This is a genomic window from Streptomyces sp. NPDC002537, from assembly GCF_053594975.1.
This window is the reverse complement of sequence record NZ_JBSFWT010000013.1, coordinates 1-16,269: the sequence shown is the minus strand read 5'-3', so window position 1 is coordinate 16,269 and position 16,269 is coordinate 1. Positions and strand designations below refer to the sequence as shown.

The window sequence follows — 16,269 nt, the reverse complement described above, 5'->3', positions numbered from 1 at the left end:
GAAACCGAGCCGGTACCGCAGGCAACCGCAGCACTCAGTAACAGGGCCACAGCCGACGTGACCATGGCCAGCCTTGCCGGGCGCTTCATTATTCGATCAAGCATGGAGGCAGCCTAGAAGCAGAGCCACGGAATGCGGCGACCGGGGCGGGAACCGGGCCAAACGCTGTCGCGGCAGTCACCGGCAGGCGTCCCGGTAGTCCACACCGGGCAGCAGCTCCTTCCACTGCTTGCCCGGCATCGGCGCCGTACGGACCGCGCACAGGGTGCGGGTGAGGCGGTCGAAGTCGGTACTCACCGCAAGGCTCTTGACACCGAAGGCTTTGAGGGGACTTCCGCTCGTCGTTTCCAGGAAGAGGTCGCCCTCAGGGCTCACCTCGACGACTTTCGCATTCTGCGATCCATCGGACAGCACGAGTTGTTCGTCGTCACCACCAGGACGGGAACCATCCGGATCGGAGACGCGCCACACCCCGAGGAAGCCTTCGTAGTTCGAGGCCACCAGCAGCCGGCGGTCCCGGGAGACATGCAGGATCTGCATCTTGGACGCGGGGCCCGGCAGCGGGACGCCGTGCAGCTGAGGCTTCCGCAGGTCCCACAGCATCGGCCGTCCCTCCTTGGAGAGGGTGGCCAAGGTGTGGTCGGAGGCGAGGGCGGACGCCGACCAGTCCCGCTCGTCGATCGAACCGGTCAGCCGTGCGGCACCGTTGTCGGCCACGGCCCATACATGTGCGTTCGGCTCCTCGACCGAGCTCGTGGGCTCCTTGCTCACCAGGAAGGCTCCGCCGGAGCCGCCGAACATCGCTGACGGCCGCTCCTTCACCGTGGCCGCCAGCCGAGGGTGCCGGGCGTCGCGGACATCCCACAGCTGCGTTGCCCGTGGAGTCATCACCACCAGCACACGCGGCCCCACGAAGCCGGTCTCGATCCGGCCGTCGCTCTCGGGCCAGGGCACCTGCCCGACCCGTTCCGGACGGTCGATGTCGTGGATGTCCCAGAGCCCGATCGTCTTCTCGGACGGGCCGCGCAAGGAGAGCAGGGTTCCGGCACCGTCCACGCCGACCTCCACCGGATCCTCGTCCCGCACCGAACCGCCAGGCACCACGAACTCGTACCCGGGCCGCAGCCGGCCGTCGTCGAAGTGCCACAGCTTCAACCGGGTGTAGTCGCCGCTCTGGCTGAGGAGAATCCGGCCGTGCGCGACGAGCGTGGCCTTGTCCCACGGCCGCGGCAGCCGGGCGACCCGCTTCGGGACGCCCAGACCGCCGACGTCCCAGATCTCCACCGGGCTCTTCCCGTCGCCCTCGCCTGTCACCACATGGCGCGCGGCCGGATCGAATCCCTTGCCCGGCGCCTCCCCCGGAGCCACGATCGTTCCCGGAACCGATCGCGCCGGGGCCTCGCGCAGGGTGATGTGGCCGGCATCGTCGCCGACCACCATGCCCCGTCCGTCGGGCTGGTAGGCGATGGAACCCGCCTTGCCGCCGACCGGTACGTCCCCGGCCGGGTCAAAGTAGCGCTTGCTGAAGTCGAAGGTATAGGCCTTCCGGTCCGACCAGCCCGCTACCGCCAGGAACTGCCCGTCGGGGCGAAAGGCGAGGGACTTGAAGAATCCAGAGCTGTATGACAGGCCGTTATTTTTCTGCTCCTGGGGATGCGCCGGGTCCGTCGTGTCCCAGCTCTTCGGCCTTTCCTTGCCCCCTCCGACCAGCAGCCGCCCGCCGGGCCGGAAGGCCAGGGAGAACACCGAGGCGTCCTTCACCGTGGCGAGCGGCTTGAGCGTCCGGGCCTGGCCGGTGTCCAGCAGCCGCAGGGATTCGTCCTGCACCGACGCGGCGAGCACACGGCCGTCCGGGCTGTAGGCCACCTCCCCGACGATCCTGTCCGTCTTGTCCTCGGCGATCTGGACCGAGGTGGACACCGGGTGGACGGGATCGCTCACGTCCCACAGCCACACACGCCCGTTCTGGACCGGTACCGCGAACGTGCGGCCGTCCGGGCTGAAGGCGACGCCGCGGGAGACCTCGTCGCGCCCCGCGGGCACCCTGGCCACCTGCCGGGGGTGGAGGGCGTCGGCCGTGTCCCAGACGAAGAGCGCGTCCCGGGTGGCCCCGACGAGGTAACGGCCGTCGGGACGCCAGGCGGCGGCCACGGAACCACCGGTCCTCAGTACGGGTCCCGAGACCGGCCGGTACGGGTCGCTGAAGTCCCACAGGCGTACGGTGCCGTCCTTGGACGAACTCGCCAGCGCCTTCCCGTCCTTGTGGAACGCCAGCTTCACGACCTCGCCCGTATGTCCCGTCAGACCGCGCGTCACCGGGGCCAGCGCGCTCCGCAGCAGGCTCGTGCGCGCCTCGACCGTGGGCGCGGCGCGATAGGCCGCGAGGCTCAGGTCGAGCGCCGCGGTGGCGTCCAGCGGGCGCATGGCCTCCGCCTGTCCGGCGATGAGCTTGGAGTCCAGCACCGCCGCCCGCTGCTGCGACCGGCCCCGTTCGATGACGGCGAACGTGCCGACGCCGGTGAGCAGCAGCGCCAGGCAGGCCGCCACGGCGGCGAAGGCCACGCGGCGGCGCCGGGTGCGCCGCGCCGCCCGCACACCGGCCTCGGCGAAGGCCCGTTCCGTCGCGGTCAGCGCGATGCTCGGGCCGGGCTCCCCCGCTTCGGTCAGCCAGGGCCGGATCTGTTCGAGGCGGCCGCGGGTGTAGAGATAGCCGGGGTCGCGGCCGTGTTCCTCCCAGGCCGTCGCGGCCTCGGACAGCTGCTGGTGGGCGAGGAGTTCGGCCGTCGCCTCGCGGATCCAGGAGCGCAGCCGGGGCCAGGCGCGCAGCAGGGCTTCGTGGGAGATCTGGGCGCCGCCTTGGTCGACGGTCACCAGCCGGGCGGCGGCGAGGCGGTCGCACACGTCCGTGACGATCCGCCTGCCGTCCTCCGGGCGTCCGGCGAGCAGGTCGGGCAGTTCGACGCGGCGGCGTACGGCCTCGGCACTCGCGGTCAACTGGATCATGCGCAGGAGGAGTTCCCGCAGTGCGGTACGGCCGGGCGCGTCCAGGTCCTGGTAGAGGGCTTCGGTGGTGGTGGCGACGGACTGCCGGATGCCGCCGGTCGCCTGGTACCCGGCCAGGGTGAGGGCGGCGCCGGAGCGGCGCAGCCAGGTCTCGCGCAGGGCGTGGGCGAGGAAGGGCAGCGCGGTGGCCTCCGGGGCCTCGTCGGCCGGGCCGTCCGCGCCGGGGTCCTGCCACAGGTCGGCGAGGAGGCGGTCGACGAGGCCGTCCTCCAGGGTGAGTCCGGCGGCGAGGGCGGGCCGTTCGATGGCGGCCCGCAGTGCTTTCCCGCCCATGGGCGGGACGGTGAACTGGCCGCGCTCCAGGGCCCGTACGAGCTCCGGGTGGGCCAGGCAGCTGCCGTAGTGGTCGGCGCGCAGCCCGAGGACGACCCGGGGGCGTACGGCCGGGTCGTCCTCGGCGGCGCACAACGCGCCTATGAACCGGGCGCGTTCCTCCGGGTCCGTGCAGCGGGTGAAGGTTTCCTCGAACTGGTCCACGACGAGCAGTCGGCAGGCCGGGAACCCGGGCCGGGGTGCGGGGAGTCGTTCCCCGGCGGCCAGCGCCTCGTGGACCTCGTCGGCGGGGTGGCCTGTGGCGTGGGCCCAGCGTTCGGCGAGGGTCCGCAGGGGGTGCGGGCCGGGGGCGGGCAGCAGCAGGGCGGGCCAGGGGACGTCGGGGCGTCCCGCTCCGCGGCGGTGGTCCAGTCCTGCGAGCAGTCCCGCGCGCAGCAGTGAGGACTTGCCCGCGCCTGAGGAGCCGACGAGGACGAGCGGACGGCCGTCCGCCCCGGGGGCGCAGACGGCGTCGAGGAGTCGCCCGGTGACGTCCTCGCGGCCGAAGAAGTGGGCGTGGTCCTCGGGCCGGAAGGGTTCCATGCCGGGGTACGGGCAGGGCACGTCGGCCGGGGGCAGCGCGGCCGACGGGAGTTCCGGGCGGTACGCGCGGTTCGGTGCGACGACCAGTGCGCCCAGGGTGCCCGCGCTGTGCCGGTGCGGGCGTACCGGCCCGTTCCGGAAGGCCCGGTCGAGGAACGCGTGGACGTCGTCCATCGTCAGCAGGGGCGGGCCGGACGGGTCGCCCTCTTCCAGCAGGTGCAGCAGCCGGCCGCCGAAGAGGGTGTGCCGCTCCCCCTCGGGTGCGTAGGACACGGCGAAGTCGGAGGCGGAGGTGAGCAGGAAGCTGCCGTCGGGGAGCGCCGAGTCGAACACGCCACGCGGACCGTCGGCTCCGGGGGCCGCCGCGCGCCCGGAGAAGCAGCAGTCGAGGACCACGATGCTGCCGCCGACGACCCCGCCGAGCAGGTCCTTGACGACGCGGTACGGCACACCGTAGGCGATCTTGTCCTCGGCGGTGGTGGCGTGGGTGGCGAGGTAGAGTTCGTCGCCGGGCCCGAGCAGGCCGTGGCCCGTGTAGCAGAAGAGCACCGTGCCGGTGGCCTCGGCGACCGCCTGTTCCACGGCGGCGAGCACGTCGGACCCGGTGGCGTCAGCGGGCACCCGGCGTATGCGGTCCTCCGGCATGCCGCACACGTCGTGGAGGACGCGGGCCAGGTCGTCGAGCGTCGTGTCGACGCCGGGCAGCGCGGGGAGGGCGGAGCCGGGTGCGTGGCTGCCGGTTCCGACGAGCACGGCGCGGGTGCCGGGTGCGGCCAGGCCGGTCGTACGGGCCGCCGTCGCGCTGCTGGTCATGGCCGCGGCGGGGCGACGGGCGGCGCTTCGCCGTCCCCGCCCTCCAGCGTGGCGGCCAGCCGCTGGGCGAGATCGGCCGCCTGCCGGGCGTCGAGCCCCTTGACCTGGGTGGTGCTGAGGGTGAACCGCGTGCCGTCGGGCCGGGTGACCGTCACCGTCTGGCTGCCGCGGCGCGTCCGTACCCAGGCGACCACGGCACCGGCGAACGCGGCGGCCACTCCCCCCGGTTCGAGGGCCGCCAGTACCACGTCGCTCGCGGCTCCCATGGTCCCGGGCGCCGGCCCGTCCGGCTGTCTGCGGATCCGGCCGCGCAGCGCCGGCTGCCCACCGAGCCAACGCCGTAAGTCATCCGACCCCGCGGGGCCGTTCACGCTTTCCACGATGATGGTGGCCTGCATGCTGTGATCGTAGTGAAGGCCAGGGGCCGGTGGGAATGTCTTGACGGGACCCGTATCCGGGGCCTCGGTGGTCCGGCGTCGGGACATATTCCGACATGTTTCTGTAACACGGCGTGCGTACAGTGCCCCCTTCGAGAAGGGAGTGGCCCATGCGCCAGGACACCACGGTGAACACCGGGATCGGCATACGGATACGGCCGGGCGCGGAGGCCGATCTGGAACGCCTCACCGAGGTGTACAACCACTATGTGGTCGGCACCCCCGTCACGTTCGACCTCGAGCCCGTCACCGTCGAGAACCGCAGGCAGTGGCTGGCCGACCACCCGGCCACCGGCCGGCACCGGCTGCTGGTCGCCGAGGAAGCGGGCCACCTGCTGGGCTACGCCACCAGCAGCCCCCTGCGCCCCAAGCAGGCCTACGAGACCTCGGTGGAGACCAGCATCTACCTGGCTCCCGGGCACACGGGCCGCGGCATCGGCCCCCTGCTCTACCGTGCCCTCTTCGAGGCCCTGGCCGACGAGGACGTGCACCGCGCGTACGCGGTGATCACCCAGCCCAACGAGGCGTCGATGCGCCTCCACGAGCGCTTCGGCTTCCACCCCGCGGGCATCCACCGCGAGGTCGGCCGCAAGTTCGGCACCTACTGGGACGTGGCCTGGCTGGAGAAGGCGCTGAGCTGAGCGTCGCGTCGGCGGACGGGCGGCGGCGACGGCGGGGCAGAGGTGTCAGATCCGGCCGGCGCCGATCACGTGGCCGATGACGTAGACGGCCAGGGCGGCGCCGGAGCCGACGAGGAGCTGGCGGGCTCCGGAGCGCAGGGCCGTCCTGCCGTTCAGCAGTCCGAGGGCGGAGCCGACGGCGAACAGGGCGGTGGCGGCCAGGGCGATCGCGGTGACGAGTGCGGCGGTGCCGGAACCGAACAGGTAAGGAAGGACGACGACGACCGCGCCGAGGGCGAAGGCGACGAGGCTGGAGAAGGCGGCCGACCAGGGTGAGCCGAGTTCCTCGGGGTCGAGCCCGAGTTCCTCGCGGGCCATGGTGTCGAGGGCGGCGCCCTGGTCCTTCATGATGGTCGTGGCGACGCGCTGCGCCTCGCCGGCGTCCAGGCCCTTGGCGCGGTAGATCAGCGCGAGCTCCTCGGCCTCGGCTTCGGGGTCGTCGCGCAGTTCCTCGGCCTCCAGGGCGATTTCGCGTTCGTAGGCTTCCCGTTGACTGCGCATGGAGATGTACTCGCCGGCGGCCATCGAGAATGCGCCGGCGAGCAGGCCGGCGACTCCGGCGAACAGGATGGTCGTGCCCGCCGCCCCGGATCCGGCGAAGCCCATGACCAGGGAGGCGTTGGAGACCAGGCCGTCGTTGACGCCGAACACGGCGGCGCGCAGCGCCCCGGAGCGGTCGCCGCGGTGCCAGCGCTCGCGCCGGGCGATCGCCCGGCCTCCCTCGCCGGTGCCGGCCCCCGACTCGTCCCGCAGCCGGGTCAGGACGCGGGCGTGCGAACGCTCGTCGGCGGCCATCCCCGGCGCGGCGTCGGGGTCGCCCTCGTACAGTCCGGCGTCGGAGTGTTCGGCGCGCTCGACGAACGGCAGCACCGCGTCGACGGAGAACCGGCGGGCCAGCCAGGACAGCAGCCTGGTGCGCGGGCCCGGCGGGCGGGGTTCGGGGACGTGCGCGCCGAGGGCGGTGAGCCTGTCCGCCCAGTGGGCGGCGTGCCGTTCCTCCACCGAGGCCAGTTCCAGGAAGATCCGCTGTTGTTCGCCGGTGGCACTCGCGGCGAGCCCTCGGTACAGGGCCGCGCCCTGCCGTTCGGAGCGGAGCAGGTCCCGGTAACGTGCGGCCGCCTGGGCGTCGGTGCCGTTGCGGTGCGTCCGGCGTGTGTCGGCGTTCATGGTGTGGATCTCCTGCCCGGCCGCCGGGCGGCACGGGGGCGCTCCACACCGCCCGGTTCGCTTTCCAGACGTCCCCACTTGGAACATGTCCAAAATACCTCGGTTTACCCCTCATGGCGAAGGGATGCCGCCCGACGCCGACGGCCCGGCTCGCGGGCCGCTCGCGCGCCGGAGCTGCGCGGCACTTTCGGCCGGTGCCGAACGTTCAGTGCACACCGGCGCGTTCAGCCGTGCCGGTGCGGGAACACCGCCACATGTGGTCGACGCAGCTCCGTACGGAAGGCAGGGCCGATGGGGGAACGAGTCAGCGGCGTGGTCAAGTGGTTCAACCAGGCCAGGGGGTACGGATACATCACCGGGGACGACGGTCGCGAGGTCCTGGTCCGCCGCCAGGCCATCGAAGGGGGCACGTTCCTCACCGAGGGCCTGCGGGTTACGTATGTCGCGGTGAACGGCAGTGACGAGGTGCACGCCGAGCACGTGCACATCGTCGAGTAGGCCGTCGGGTGGGCCCGCCTGACAGGGGCGGGCCCACCCGTGCACGAGCCCTCCATGGCCGGCCGAATTCGCCGACGCGCGCGGCCTTCACCGTGCTGACCGGTGCCGGATCTTCTCGATCACCAGCCCGATGGTGTTGACGGAATCACGGATCCGGTCGTTCTGCTGATGCACGGCGACCCTCGCGCTCATGTGGTCACGGACCTCCGCGACCAGGTCTCCGATCATGACGAGCACCGTCGCCGTCGTGACCTGTCTGCCGGTCGCCGCGTCGATGTCCCAGTGGTCGTGGATTCCCAGTTCCACGACGAGCACGACGATGATCAGAGCGAACCAGATTCCCGTCTTCTTCAGGAACGCGACGAGGTTGACGTTCTGCAGTCGCATGGCGAGCCCGGTGCTGACCAGGACGATCGCTCCCGCGGCGATGGCCAGGGGCTTCCACGACTGGTGGAAGACCTCCATGCTCAGGGCCAGCAGCACGAGCAGCCACGCCGTGCTCTGCACCAGGGCCCGCTCACCGTAAGGGGGTTCGAGAGCAGACCCGTCCACTTGTGCCATGGCACTCCTTTCGACGGTTTTCGACGGTGTGGAGGCCACCGAAAACAGCGTAGGAGCGTTGTCAGGACATCCGGTGCAGGAGGGCGTGTCAGGGTGTCGTAAACCCGGTTGCGCGCGCCTCGGCGTGCGCCGTCGTACCGGGTTCCCCTGATACGCGCCGGGTCTCCCGTGCCCCGATCGCGCCGCTGAGGGATGGTGGAGGAAGAGACACGTGAGCGACGGCCGAGCGCCGCCGGGAGAGGAGGCCGTGTCGAGATCACGGTCGCGGGCGACTCCCTGACCGTGCGCACCGAGAGCACCGAGAGCGCCGAGAGCGCCGAGGACAAAAAGCACTCGGAATTCCGCTACGGCTCGTTCGAGCGCACTGTCCGGCTGCCGTTCCCGATTCCGGAGGAGGGCCCTGCGGCCGAATACCGGGACGGCATCCTCACCGTGACCGTCCCCCGCACGGCCGGGGAGGAACCGGCCACCCGTACCGTTCCCGTCCGTCGCGCCGGCTGACGGATTCACCCGCTGGGCGGGAACTTCTCGAGCAGCCGCTGGATGTTGCGGGTCTGGGTGTCGCGGGCGCGGCGGGCGCGGTCGAGTTCTCCGGCGTGCTCCTTGATGGAGGCGCTCTGGTACTCGGCCTCCACTGCGTGCCAGGTGGTGACGAGGCCGGTTTCGTTCTTGCACGCGACGTCGGCCCCGGCCTGCGCGATCTCCCCGGCACTGGGCCGGCTGTCCTTGAGCGAGGGCAGCCCGTCGGCGGCTTCGAGGGGGGCACTCACGTGGTACCCGCGACGGCCCATGCAGGACGACCATGACGAGAAGGCGGCGAGGACGCGCCGGTCCGCGAGCGAGGCGCGGAAGCTGCGGCTCTTGATCTCGGGCACGATGCCCAGGTCGCCGTGTCCGGGCTGGAGTTCGGCCGGGGTGTCGCCGTTGACCTCGCGGGTGGCCTCGCCCACGCAGCCGCCGGACGGGACGCGGTCGCGGGCCGTGGCGGACGGGCCTCCGCCTTCGGTGCCGAGCAGGGTGCGGCGTTCCCCGGGGGTCAGGGTGGGGGGAGGCCCGGACGGCGTGGCGGGGCCGGTGTCGTGGGGGACGTGGTAGCCCCACTGCCGCGCGGTCGCCTCGTCCGTCACCCCGTACCGGCGGAACATCACCGTCCGGCTCTGGACAGCGAAGCTGTCCGGGGCGGGGAGCGAGGTGGCCGCCTCGGGGTAGTCGAGGCCGTGGCGGCGCATGCAGTCCCTGATGACGGCATCGGTGACGTACTGGTATCGCACCGACTGGTCGGCGGTGAGCATGTAGTCCTCGATGGGCAGGCCCGCGGAGGCGGCCCGCGCCGTCGCCGTCGGGACCGGCGCGGGCCGCCCGTCCTGCCGGGTGGTGCCGCCGTCGGCCGAGCATGCGGCGGTCACGACGATCGTGGTTGTCGCGGCGGCGGCCAGCAGGGCTCGTGGGGCGCGTCGTGTCGGCATGGTGATCGGCATGGTGAGAGGTCCCGTTCCTGGGGTGGTGCCCGCCCGGCGCACGCCGGAAGCGCATGCCGGAGGGGCACCACGGGTGCCGTTCGGGCCGTTCCGCGGGCTCAGACCACCTTGCAGTTGGCGTGCGTGGCGTCGTCCACCGCGATGGATCTCTCGTTGTTCCTCATGTAGGAGGTGAGGTTGCCGCCCTTCCAGGGGAAGAGCCAGTTGCTGTCTCCCGTGAAGTTCGCGTGGTACCAGATACCCACGTTGCACCAGGAGGCGTTCTCGGCGGAGGCGGCGTTGTTGCCGACGACCTGGCCGCCGCCCGTCCCACCACTCGCGAAGCGGTAGTTCAACAGGTCGTGGACGTTGGCGTCGGCGTGCGGGTAACCGAAGCTCGCTCCGTTGGCGTCGGGTGAGTAGTAGAGGCAGAACCAGTTCACGGTGTCGCACCGGCTGGTGTCCCACTGGTTGATGTTGTCGCTCCGTGCGCTCGCGGGCGTCGTGGCGAGACCCAGGACTCCCAGGGCCGCCACCGCCCCCACTGCTGCTGTCCGTGCAACGAGCTTGGAGAACATGTTGTTTCCCTTCGTCGCGGCAGGCGGAAGGTGCGCTGCGAGAGGCCGGATCGGATCGGGTCTCTTTCAGGCCGGGTCTCGCGAGGGGACACGCTAGGAAGAGGAGCCACACAGGGAACAGATGTTTTCCGGCCTGCCTCCCTGGGGCCCCGGGCCGGACTCCCCATATGATCATCAGCCATCCGTCGGGATAAGGGGAGACATCTCAATTGCCCGCGTCGTACGAGGGAACCCGCATCCGTTTGCTCGGTCCCGTCCAGTTCGTCTCCGCTCAGGGGACGGCCACCCGGCCCGGAGCGCCGGGGCCGCAGACCGTACTGGCGGCCCTGGCGCTGCGCGCCGGCAGCCTGCTGACCATCGACGAGCTGATCGACGGGCTGTACCACGACGACCCGCCGTCCTCCGCCCGGCGCGTGGTCATGAACTACGTGTACCGGCTGCGCACGCACATCGACCGGGTGGCCGCGAGCGGCGGCGGGCGCCCGTCCTCGGTCATCGGAACCACGGCTGCCGGATACGTGCTGCGGCTTCCCGAGGAGTCCGTCGACGCGCTGCACTTCGGCCTGCTCACCGCGCGGGCCCGGCACCGGGCCCGGGACGGCGATCCCCTGGCCGCCGCGGCCTGTCTGGAAGAGGCCCTCGGGATGTGGCGGGGCCCCGCTCTGGCGGGGCTGCCCGGCCCCGGCGCCGAGAACCACCGCCGCGCGCTGACCGAGCAGCACGCGTCCGCGGTGGAACACCGCCTGGAACTGCTGCTGGAGTGCGGGCGCAACGCGGAGCTCGTGCCGGAGATCCTGCGTGCTCTTGAGGCGCACCCGTACCGGGAGCGGTTGCACGGTGCGCTGATGCTGGCGCTCTACCGGTCCGGGCGCGGCGCCGAAGCGCTGCTGGCCTACGACAATGCCCGTCGGGTGCTCGCGGACGAGCTGGGCATCAGTACGGGTCCCGCCCTCCGGAAACTGCACGCCGCCATCCTGGCGGAGGACCGGGCGCTCCTCGCGGCTCCCTCCGCGCCGGCCGGGGAGGCACCTGCACGGGCCGCGCAGGTACGGCCGGACGTCCAGGGCCCGCGGGAACCCGCTCAGCTTCCGCCCGCGCCGGGCGACTTCACCGGCCGCCACGACCAGATATCGGCGCTGGTCCGGGCGCTCACCGGCGGTACCGCACACGCCGTCGTGGTCATCACGGGGATGGGCGGGGTCGGCAAGACCGCGCTGGCCCTGCGCGCGGCGCACACGGTCGCCGGGGTCTATCCCGACGGGCAGTTGTACGCGAATCTGCGCGGGCCCGACGGGACACCGTGCGGCCCCGCCGGGGTCCTGACGGGCTTCCTGACGGCGCTGGGCGTTCCGCACGAGCGCATCCCGGTGTCGCTCGCCGACCGTGCCGCACTGTTCCGCACCATGCTGTCGCAGCGCGCCGTACTGGTCGTGCTGGACAACGCCACCAGCGTGGCGCAGGTCGAGCCGTTGCTGCCGGGCGCCGCCCGGTCCGCCGTACTGATCACGGCCCGTGCCCTGGCGGCGATGCCCGCCACCCTCACCGTGCCCCTGGAGGGCCTGGGGCCCGACGACGCCGCGGAGCTGATCGGCAAGGTCGGCGGGGCGCGGAGGCTCAAGGAGGAGCCGGGCGCCGTCGCGGAACTGGCGACGGCCTGCGGCCACCTGCCGCTGGCGCTGCGTGCGGCCGGGGCCCGGCTGGCGGCCAGACCCGCGTGGACCGTCGCCACACTGGTGACGCGTGTGTCGGACCAAGCCCGGCTGCTCGGGGAGCTCCGGGTGGGCGAGCTGACGATCGAGGCGGTCTTCGAGCTGTCGACCTCCCAGCTGCCTCCCCGGCAGGCCCGCGCGTTCATGGCGCTGTCCATCCCGCACTGCGCGGAGTTCGACGTCAAGGGCGCGGCCGCCGTCCTCGGCCTGCCGGAGCAGGACGCCGAGGACGTGCTGGAGGCGCTGGTCGACGCCGTGCTCCTGGAGACCCGCGCCCACGGCCGTTACCACTTCCACGACCTGGTCGGCGCGTACGCGCGGGCGAAGGCGCAGTCGGAGCTCACCGAGCGGGACCGGCGCGAAGTGGTGCGCCGCGCGGCCGACTACATGTGTGCCAGTGTCGTGGCCGCGGTACGGGCCTCCCAGCCCCTGGCCGGACCGCTGACCGCGGAGATCCACCCGCTGCGGTCGGCGGGCGCGGACGTGGGCACCGGGCGGGACGTGCTGGAGTGGATGCGGGGCGCGCTGCCCACGGTGGCCGCCGTCGTCGAGCAGGCGGCGGCCTGCGGCGACCCCGACGCGATAGCGCTGGCCGTCGACACGATCACTCTCGTGCCCTGCTTCGAGGAGACCGTGCCGCTGGGGCCGCTCGCGAAGGGTGCGACCGCTCTGGTCCCGGCCGCCCTGGAACACTGCGGCGAGGGCGTCGCGGGCACCGCCCATTACGCGGCGGGAGTGATCCTCAAGAAGCACTCCTCCCCCGAGTCCCTGCACCTCTCACGGGCCCACCTGATGAAGGTCCTGGAGATCGTCGGGGACGCTCCCGCGCCGGGCGACGGCCACCGGCCCTTCCTGCTGGTGCTGTTCACCCTGGCGATGCTGGCCCAACTGGAGCTCCAGTTCGGCGACTTCGCGGCGGCCCGCTCCTGCGCGGAGCGGTCGGTGGCCCTCGCGGCGCTCAGCGGCGACCGGAGGCTGGTCGCGCGGCGGCGCACCATCCTGCTCCAGATCGAGGTCGAGAACCCGGACCGGCGGATGGATCTGGGCCGGATCGGGGCCATGTGCCGGAAGCTGAAGGAGGTCTTCACCCGGGGCGAGGACGAGAAGTGGCTCATCAGGATGATGATGATCGAGGCGGACAGCCTGCTGCGCGGTGGCGGCCACGCGGAGGCGGCCCGGCTGTACCGCCAGGTGCTGGAACGCGCTCGGGCCAGTGGCCATGCCCGCAACGAGACAGAGTGTCTGTTCCGGCTCTCCGAAGCGCTCCTGGCGACCGGCGACACCGAAGCCGCTCTCGACACCGCGCGGCAGGCCCTGACGGGTGCTCAACTGGCCCAGGAGCACCTGCTGATGGCCCGTAGTCACCAGGCCTTCGGCAGGGCCCTGCGGGCGGTGGGCGAGGAGGCGAAGGCCGAGGCGCATCTGACCCGGGCCGACAAGCTGTACCGGGGGCTGAGGCGGCCTTCGGGGACGGCGGCGGACGCCACGGGTGCCGTACCGGAGCACCCGGACGGGACCCGGCCGCCCGGCTGACGGCCCGGCCGTCCGGCCCGCGACGGTTCTTCACAGCCAGCCGCGCCGGGCCGCCTGGGCCCCGGCCCGGAAGCGGGTGGTGGCGCCCAGCGCGGCCAGAAGGGCGGAGACCCGGCGCACGACGGTGCGGCGGCCCAGGCCCAGGCGTCTGGCGATGACGTCGTCGGTCGCGCCGCCGACGACCCGAGCTCGACCTGTGGGTCGTCTCCCGCCATCGCGACATCGACGAAGTCCTGCACGACCGGCACCGCGCCTTCACCCCCGCCCACAGCTACGACCCCGTCCAGCCCGTCGACCCCGAGGCCGCCCGGATCCACACCGCCGTCCAGGACGTCCCCGTCGCAGCCTCCACCGACCCCCCGGTCCACGCCCGCTACCGCGACGCCCTCACCGCCGTGTGGCCCACCAGCGCCACCCAGCTCGCCCCCTGGCACACCCACGTCGAACAGCGCGCCCGGCAAGCGGCGAGGGCCCTCGCCGCCCGCCCCGTCGCCCTCGTCGGCGTCGGCCTCCCCCAAGGCGCCCGCCTCCTGCTCCTCATGTGTTCCGCCGCCCACGACGAGACACATGCCGTCCACGACCCCCGTACCTTCGACCACCGGCGCACCGACACGCCCCCCACCCTCAACTTCGGCGCCGGCGTCCACTACTGCCCCGGCGCCCGGTACACCCGCCTCGTCACCCACCACACCGTCACCGCCCTCACCCACGCCCTGCCCCGGCTCACCCTCACCACCACCGCCCCCGTCCCCCGCCCCGCCAACCTCATCCTGCGCCGCCCCACGCGGCTCCACGCAACCTGGTAGATCTCTCGACCGCACACCCGGACCCGGCGGGTCGGCTGACCTCCCCCGAGGCGCCTGATCACTCGAATCCGGCATAGCCTCATGGAATGGTGCAGAGCAAGGCGAACAACGTCGGCGACTACCTGACCGAGGTGCCCGAGGAACGCAGGGCCGCCTTGACCAGGCTGCGGCAACTGTGCCGCGACGAGCTGGCCGGCTTCGACGAGGTCATGGCGTACGGGATGCCCGCATACGAGCGGGACGGCGACGCCGAGATCGCGTTCGCCAGCCAGAAACAGTACGTCTCCTTCTACCTCATGCGCAGTGACGTCCGCGAGGCGTTCGAGGAACGGCTCGCCGGCCAGGACATGGGCAAAGGCTGTCTGCGGTTCCGCAGGCCGGAGAACATCGACTTCGACCTGGTCCGGGAGCTGCTCAAGGCCACCGCGGCCCGGCCCGGCAGGATCTGCTGACACCCCCGGACCGCCGGGGTGCCGCCCGATACGTCCAGGGCCCGGCGGCCGTCCGGTCCGCGCGCACCGTGTCGGTCACCCGGGGATCCCCGCGCATCCGCCCGACGGCAGTCCCTCAAGCCCGCTGCGGCCCGCCACTGGTGATCATGAAGCCACTCCCTGGTGTACGCGTGTACAGCAGTCGACACGGAGAGTGACCCATTCGTCCAACATCTAAAAAGTCGGTCACCCAATTGACACCTATAGTGTGGCGGGTGTTTTCACGAATAAACGCCAGAATCGCGTTCGCCACGTGGCGTCGACCACGGGCGGTGCTGTGGGCCGCGGTGGGTGTGGTGGCCCTCGGGTTCCTCGTCGCGCTGGAGATCGCCGCGCGTCGCTACGGCGGCGTGCCGGGGCCGATGGCCACCCTGGCGGAAGGGGTGATCTTCGCCCCCAAACCGGGGCCGCTGTACGGCGGGCTGGCGTTGATGATGGTGGTGCTCACCTGGCGGCAACGGTTCGTCGCGGCCGGTGCCGCGATCGGCATCGACGTCGTCTTCGTGCTGGTGCGGTGGGCGGTCGGTGCCAAGGTGCCCGACGGCCAGTTCTTCGGCAACGGCGCGTTGTGGGTGATGCTGGGCTGTGCGGTCATCGCTGTCACGCGCCGCACCGGCCGGGAACGTGTCCTGCTGCTGAAGGGCGTCGGGCTGGGCCTGCTGCTGGTGGCCGGCCGCAAGATCGGCGACACCTGGCTGCTCATCACGGCGAAGACCCGCCCCATGGTGCTCGACCAGTACGTGGCAACAGCTGATCACGCGCTGGGCAACCCGTCGTGGCTGGCAGGCCGGATACTCAGAGCCACCGCCCCGGTCGGCACCCATCTTCTCGACCTGGTCTACGCCCAGCTGGCGGTGGCCGCGATCGTCGTCGCGCTGTACCAGCTGCGCAACGTGGCGGCCGCGGGCCGCTTCCCGCGCCATCATCTGGTGCGCACCTTTCTGGTGATCGGCCTCCTCGGGCCGGCCATCTACATGATCTTCCCGGTGGTCGGACCGGTCTTCGCCTACGGACCGGGCACCTCCGGCACCGGCGGCGTGCAGTGGGCGGTGGCCGACCTGTGGCCGCACACGCTGCCGCCGGTCTCCGCCCCGCACCCGGTGCCGTACGACGGACTCACCCCGCGCAACTGCATGCCCAGCCTGCACACGGCGTGGGCTACCGCGATCTTCATCCATACCCGCAAGGGCCCCCGGGCCCTGCGATACGCGGGGACGTTCTGGCTGATCGCCACGCTCGGCGCGACGCTGGGCTTCGGCTACCACTACGGCGCGGATCTCGTGGCCGGTGTGGTGTTCACGCTCACGATCGAGACGGCGCTGCGCTCGCTCGACCGTGGCTGGGACCGGTCCGGAATCCGGCTGGTCGCCTACGGCACGACGGTATTCGCCGCGCTCCTGGTGTCCTACCGCTATCTGCCGATGCGGATGGCCGAACATCCGTGGGTGTTCGGCCCCCTTCTCATCCTGGCGATGACCTCGGTGATCTACGGCTACGTGCGGACCACCAAACTGTGGGAACCGAAGGCCGCACCGGCACGGCAACCGGAACCGCAACCCGAACTGGTCTGAGTCGTGTCGCGTCAAAGCGGGGGTCCGGTGTTCCGGACCCCCGCTTTGAC

Annotated in this window: 13 protein-coding genes; 7 read left to right on the top strand and 6 right to left on the bottom strand. The window is 72.1% G+C overall.

Annotated elements, in window-relative coordinates; all coding sequences use genetic code 11:
- Nucleotides 1–177: 177 nt before the first annotated feature.
- Both ACWD4A_RS08630 and ACWD4A_RS08625 read right to left on the bottom strand, forming a co-directional pair.
- Nucleotides 178–4,731: a caspase, EACC1-associated type gene (locus tag ACWD4A_RS08630; protein ID WP_451191179.1), complete on the bottom strand. Its 4,554-nt coding sequence runs from the start codon at nt 4,729–4,731 to the stop codon at nt 178–180.
- Nucleotides 4,728–5,129 (bottom strand): effector-associated constant component EACC1, encoded by a 402-nt coding sequence (locus tag ACWD4A_RS08625; protein ID WP_451191176.1) that lies wholly within the window; start codon nt 5,127–5,129, stop codon nt 4,728–4,730. The genes ACWD4A_RS08630 and ACWD4A_RS08625 overlap by 4 nt, the downstream gene beginning before the upstream one ends.
- 149 nt (nt 5,130–5,278) lie before the next feature.
- Between ACWD4A_RS08625 and ACWD4A_RS08620 the strand changes: the two genes are divergently transcribed.
- Nucleotides 5,279–5,809, top strand: a complete 531-nt coding sequence (locus tag ACWD4A_RS08620) for an N-acetyltransferase family protein (protein WP_451191172.1) — start codon at nt 5,279–5,281, stop codon at nt 5,807–5,809.
- Nucleotides 5,810–5,854: 45 nt separating this feature from the next.
- On the opposite strand, the gene ACWD4A_RS08615 is transcribed toward ACWD4A_RS08620, so the two are convergent.
- On the bottom strand, nt 5,855–7,015 hold the full coding sequence (locus ACWD4A_RS08615) for a VIT1/CCC1 transporter family protein (protein WP_451191168.1): 1,161 nt from the start codon (nt 7,013–7,015) through the stop codon (nt 5,855–5,857).
- A gap of 291 nt (nt 7,016–7,306) precedes the next feature.
- Between ACWD4A_RS08615 and ACWD4A_RS08610 the strand changes: the two genes are divergently transcribed.
- Complete coding sequence (locus ACWD4A_RS08610) at nt 7,307–7,513, top strand: cold-shock protein (RefSeq protein ID WP_451191165.1); 207 nt, start codon at nt 7,307–7,309, stop codon at nt 7,511–7,513.
- An 87-nt stretch (nt 7,514–7,600) separates the two neighbouring features.
- Here the strand turns inward: ACWD4A_RS08610 and ACWD4A_RS08605 are convergent, their stop codons facing one another.
- Nucleotides 7,601–8,074: a hypothetical protein gene (locus tag ACWD4A_RS08605; RefSeq protein ID WP_451191162.1), complete on the bottom strand. Its 474-nt coding sequence runs from the start codon at nt 8,072–8,074 to the stop codon at nt 7,601–7,603.
- Nucleotides 8,075–8,266: 192 nt separating this feature from the next.
- Here ACWD4A_RS08605 and ACWD4A_RS08600 point away from each other — a divergent pair, with 192 nt between their 5' ends.
- A complete protein-coding gene (locus ACWD4A_RS08600) occupies nt 8,267–8,575 on the top strand; it encodes an Hsp20/alpha crystallin family protein (protein WP_451191159.1) in 309 nt (102 codons plus the stop codon).
- 5 nt (nt 8,576–8,580) lie between these two features.
- Here ACWD4A_RS08600 and ACWD4A_RS08595 read toward each other — a convergent pair whose 3' ends face one another.
- Entirely contained in the window at nt 8,581–9,540 is a 960-nt protein-coding gene (locus ACWD4A_RS08595) for a hypothetical protein (protein ID WP_451191156.1), read from the bottom strand.
- A gap of 110 nt (nt 9,541–9,650) precedes the next feature.
- Entirely contained in the window at nt 9,651–10,109 is a 459-nt protein-coding gene (locus ACWD4A_RS08590; protein WP_451191153.1) for a hypothetical protein, read from the bottom strand.
- Nucleotides 10,110–10,351: 242 nt separating this feature from the next.
- On the opposite strand from ACWD4A_RS08590, the gene ACWD4A_RS08585 reads away from it, so the two are divergent.
- From ACWD4A_RS08585 to ACWD4A_RS08570, 4 genes are all read left to right on the top strand, one after another.
- Nucleotides 10,352–13,351, top strand: coding sequence for a BTAD domain-containing putative transcriptional regulator (locus ACWD4A_RS08585; protein ID WP_451191150.1), 3,000 nt, complete (start codon nt 10,352–10,354; stop codon nt 13,349–13,351).
- A 395-nt stretch (nt 13,352–13,746) separates the two neighbouring features.
- Nucleotides 13,747–14,157, top strand: coding sequence for a hypothetical protein (locus tag ACWD4A_RS08580; RefSeq protein ID WP_451191147.1), 411 nt, complete (start codon nt 13,747–13,749; stop codon nt 14,155–14,157).
- Nucleotides 14,158–14,243: 86 nt separating this feature from the next.
- Complete coding sequence (locus ACWD4A_RS08575) at nt 14,244–14,609, top strand: iron chaperone (protein WP_451191145.1); 366 nt, start codon at nt 14,244–14,246, stop codon at nt 14,607–14,609.
- Between the two features lie 254 nt (nt 14,610–14,863).
- Nucleotides 14,864–16,219, top strand: a complete 1,356-nt coding sequence (locus ACWD4A_RS08570; protein WP_451191142.1) for a phosphatase PAP2 family protein — start codon at nt 14,864–14,866, stop codon at nt 16,217–16,219.
- Nucleotides 16,220–16,269 lie beyond the last annotated feature (50 nt).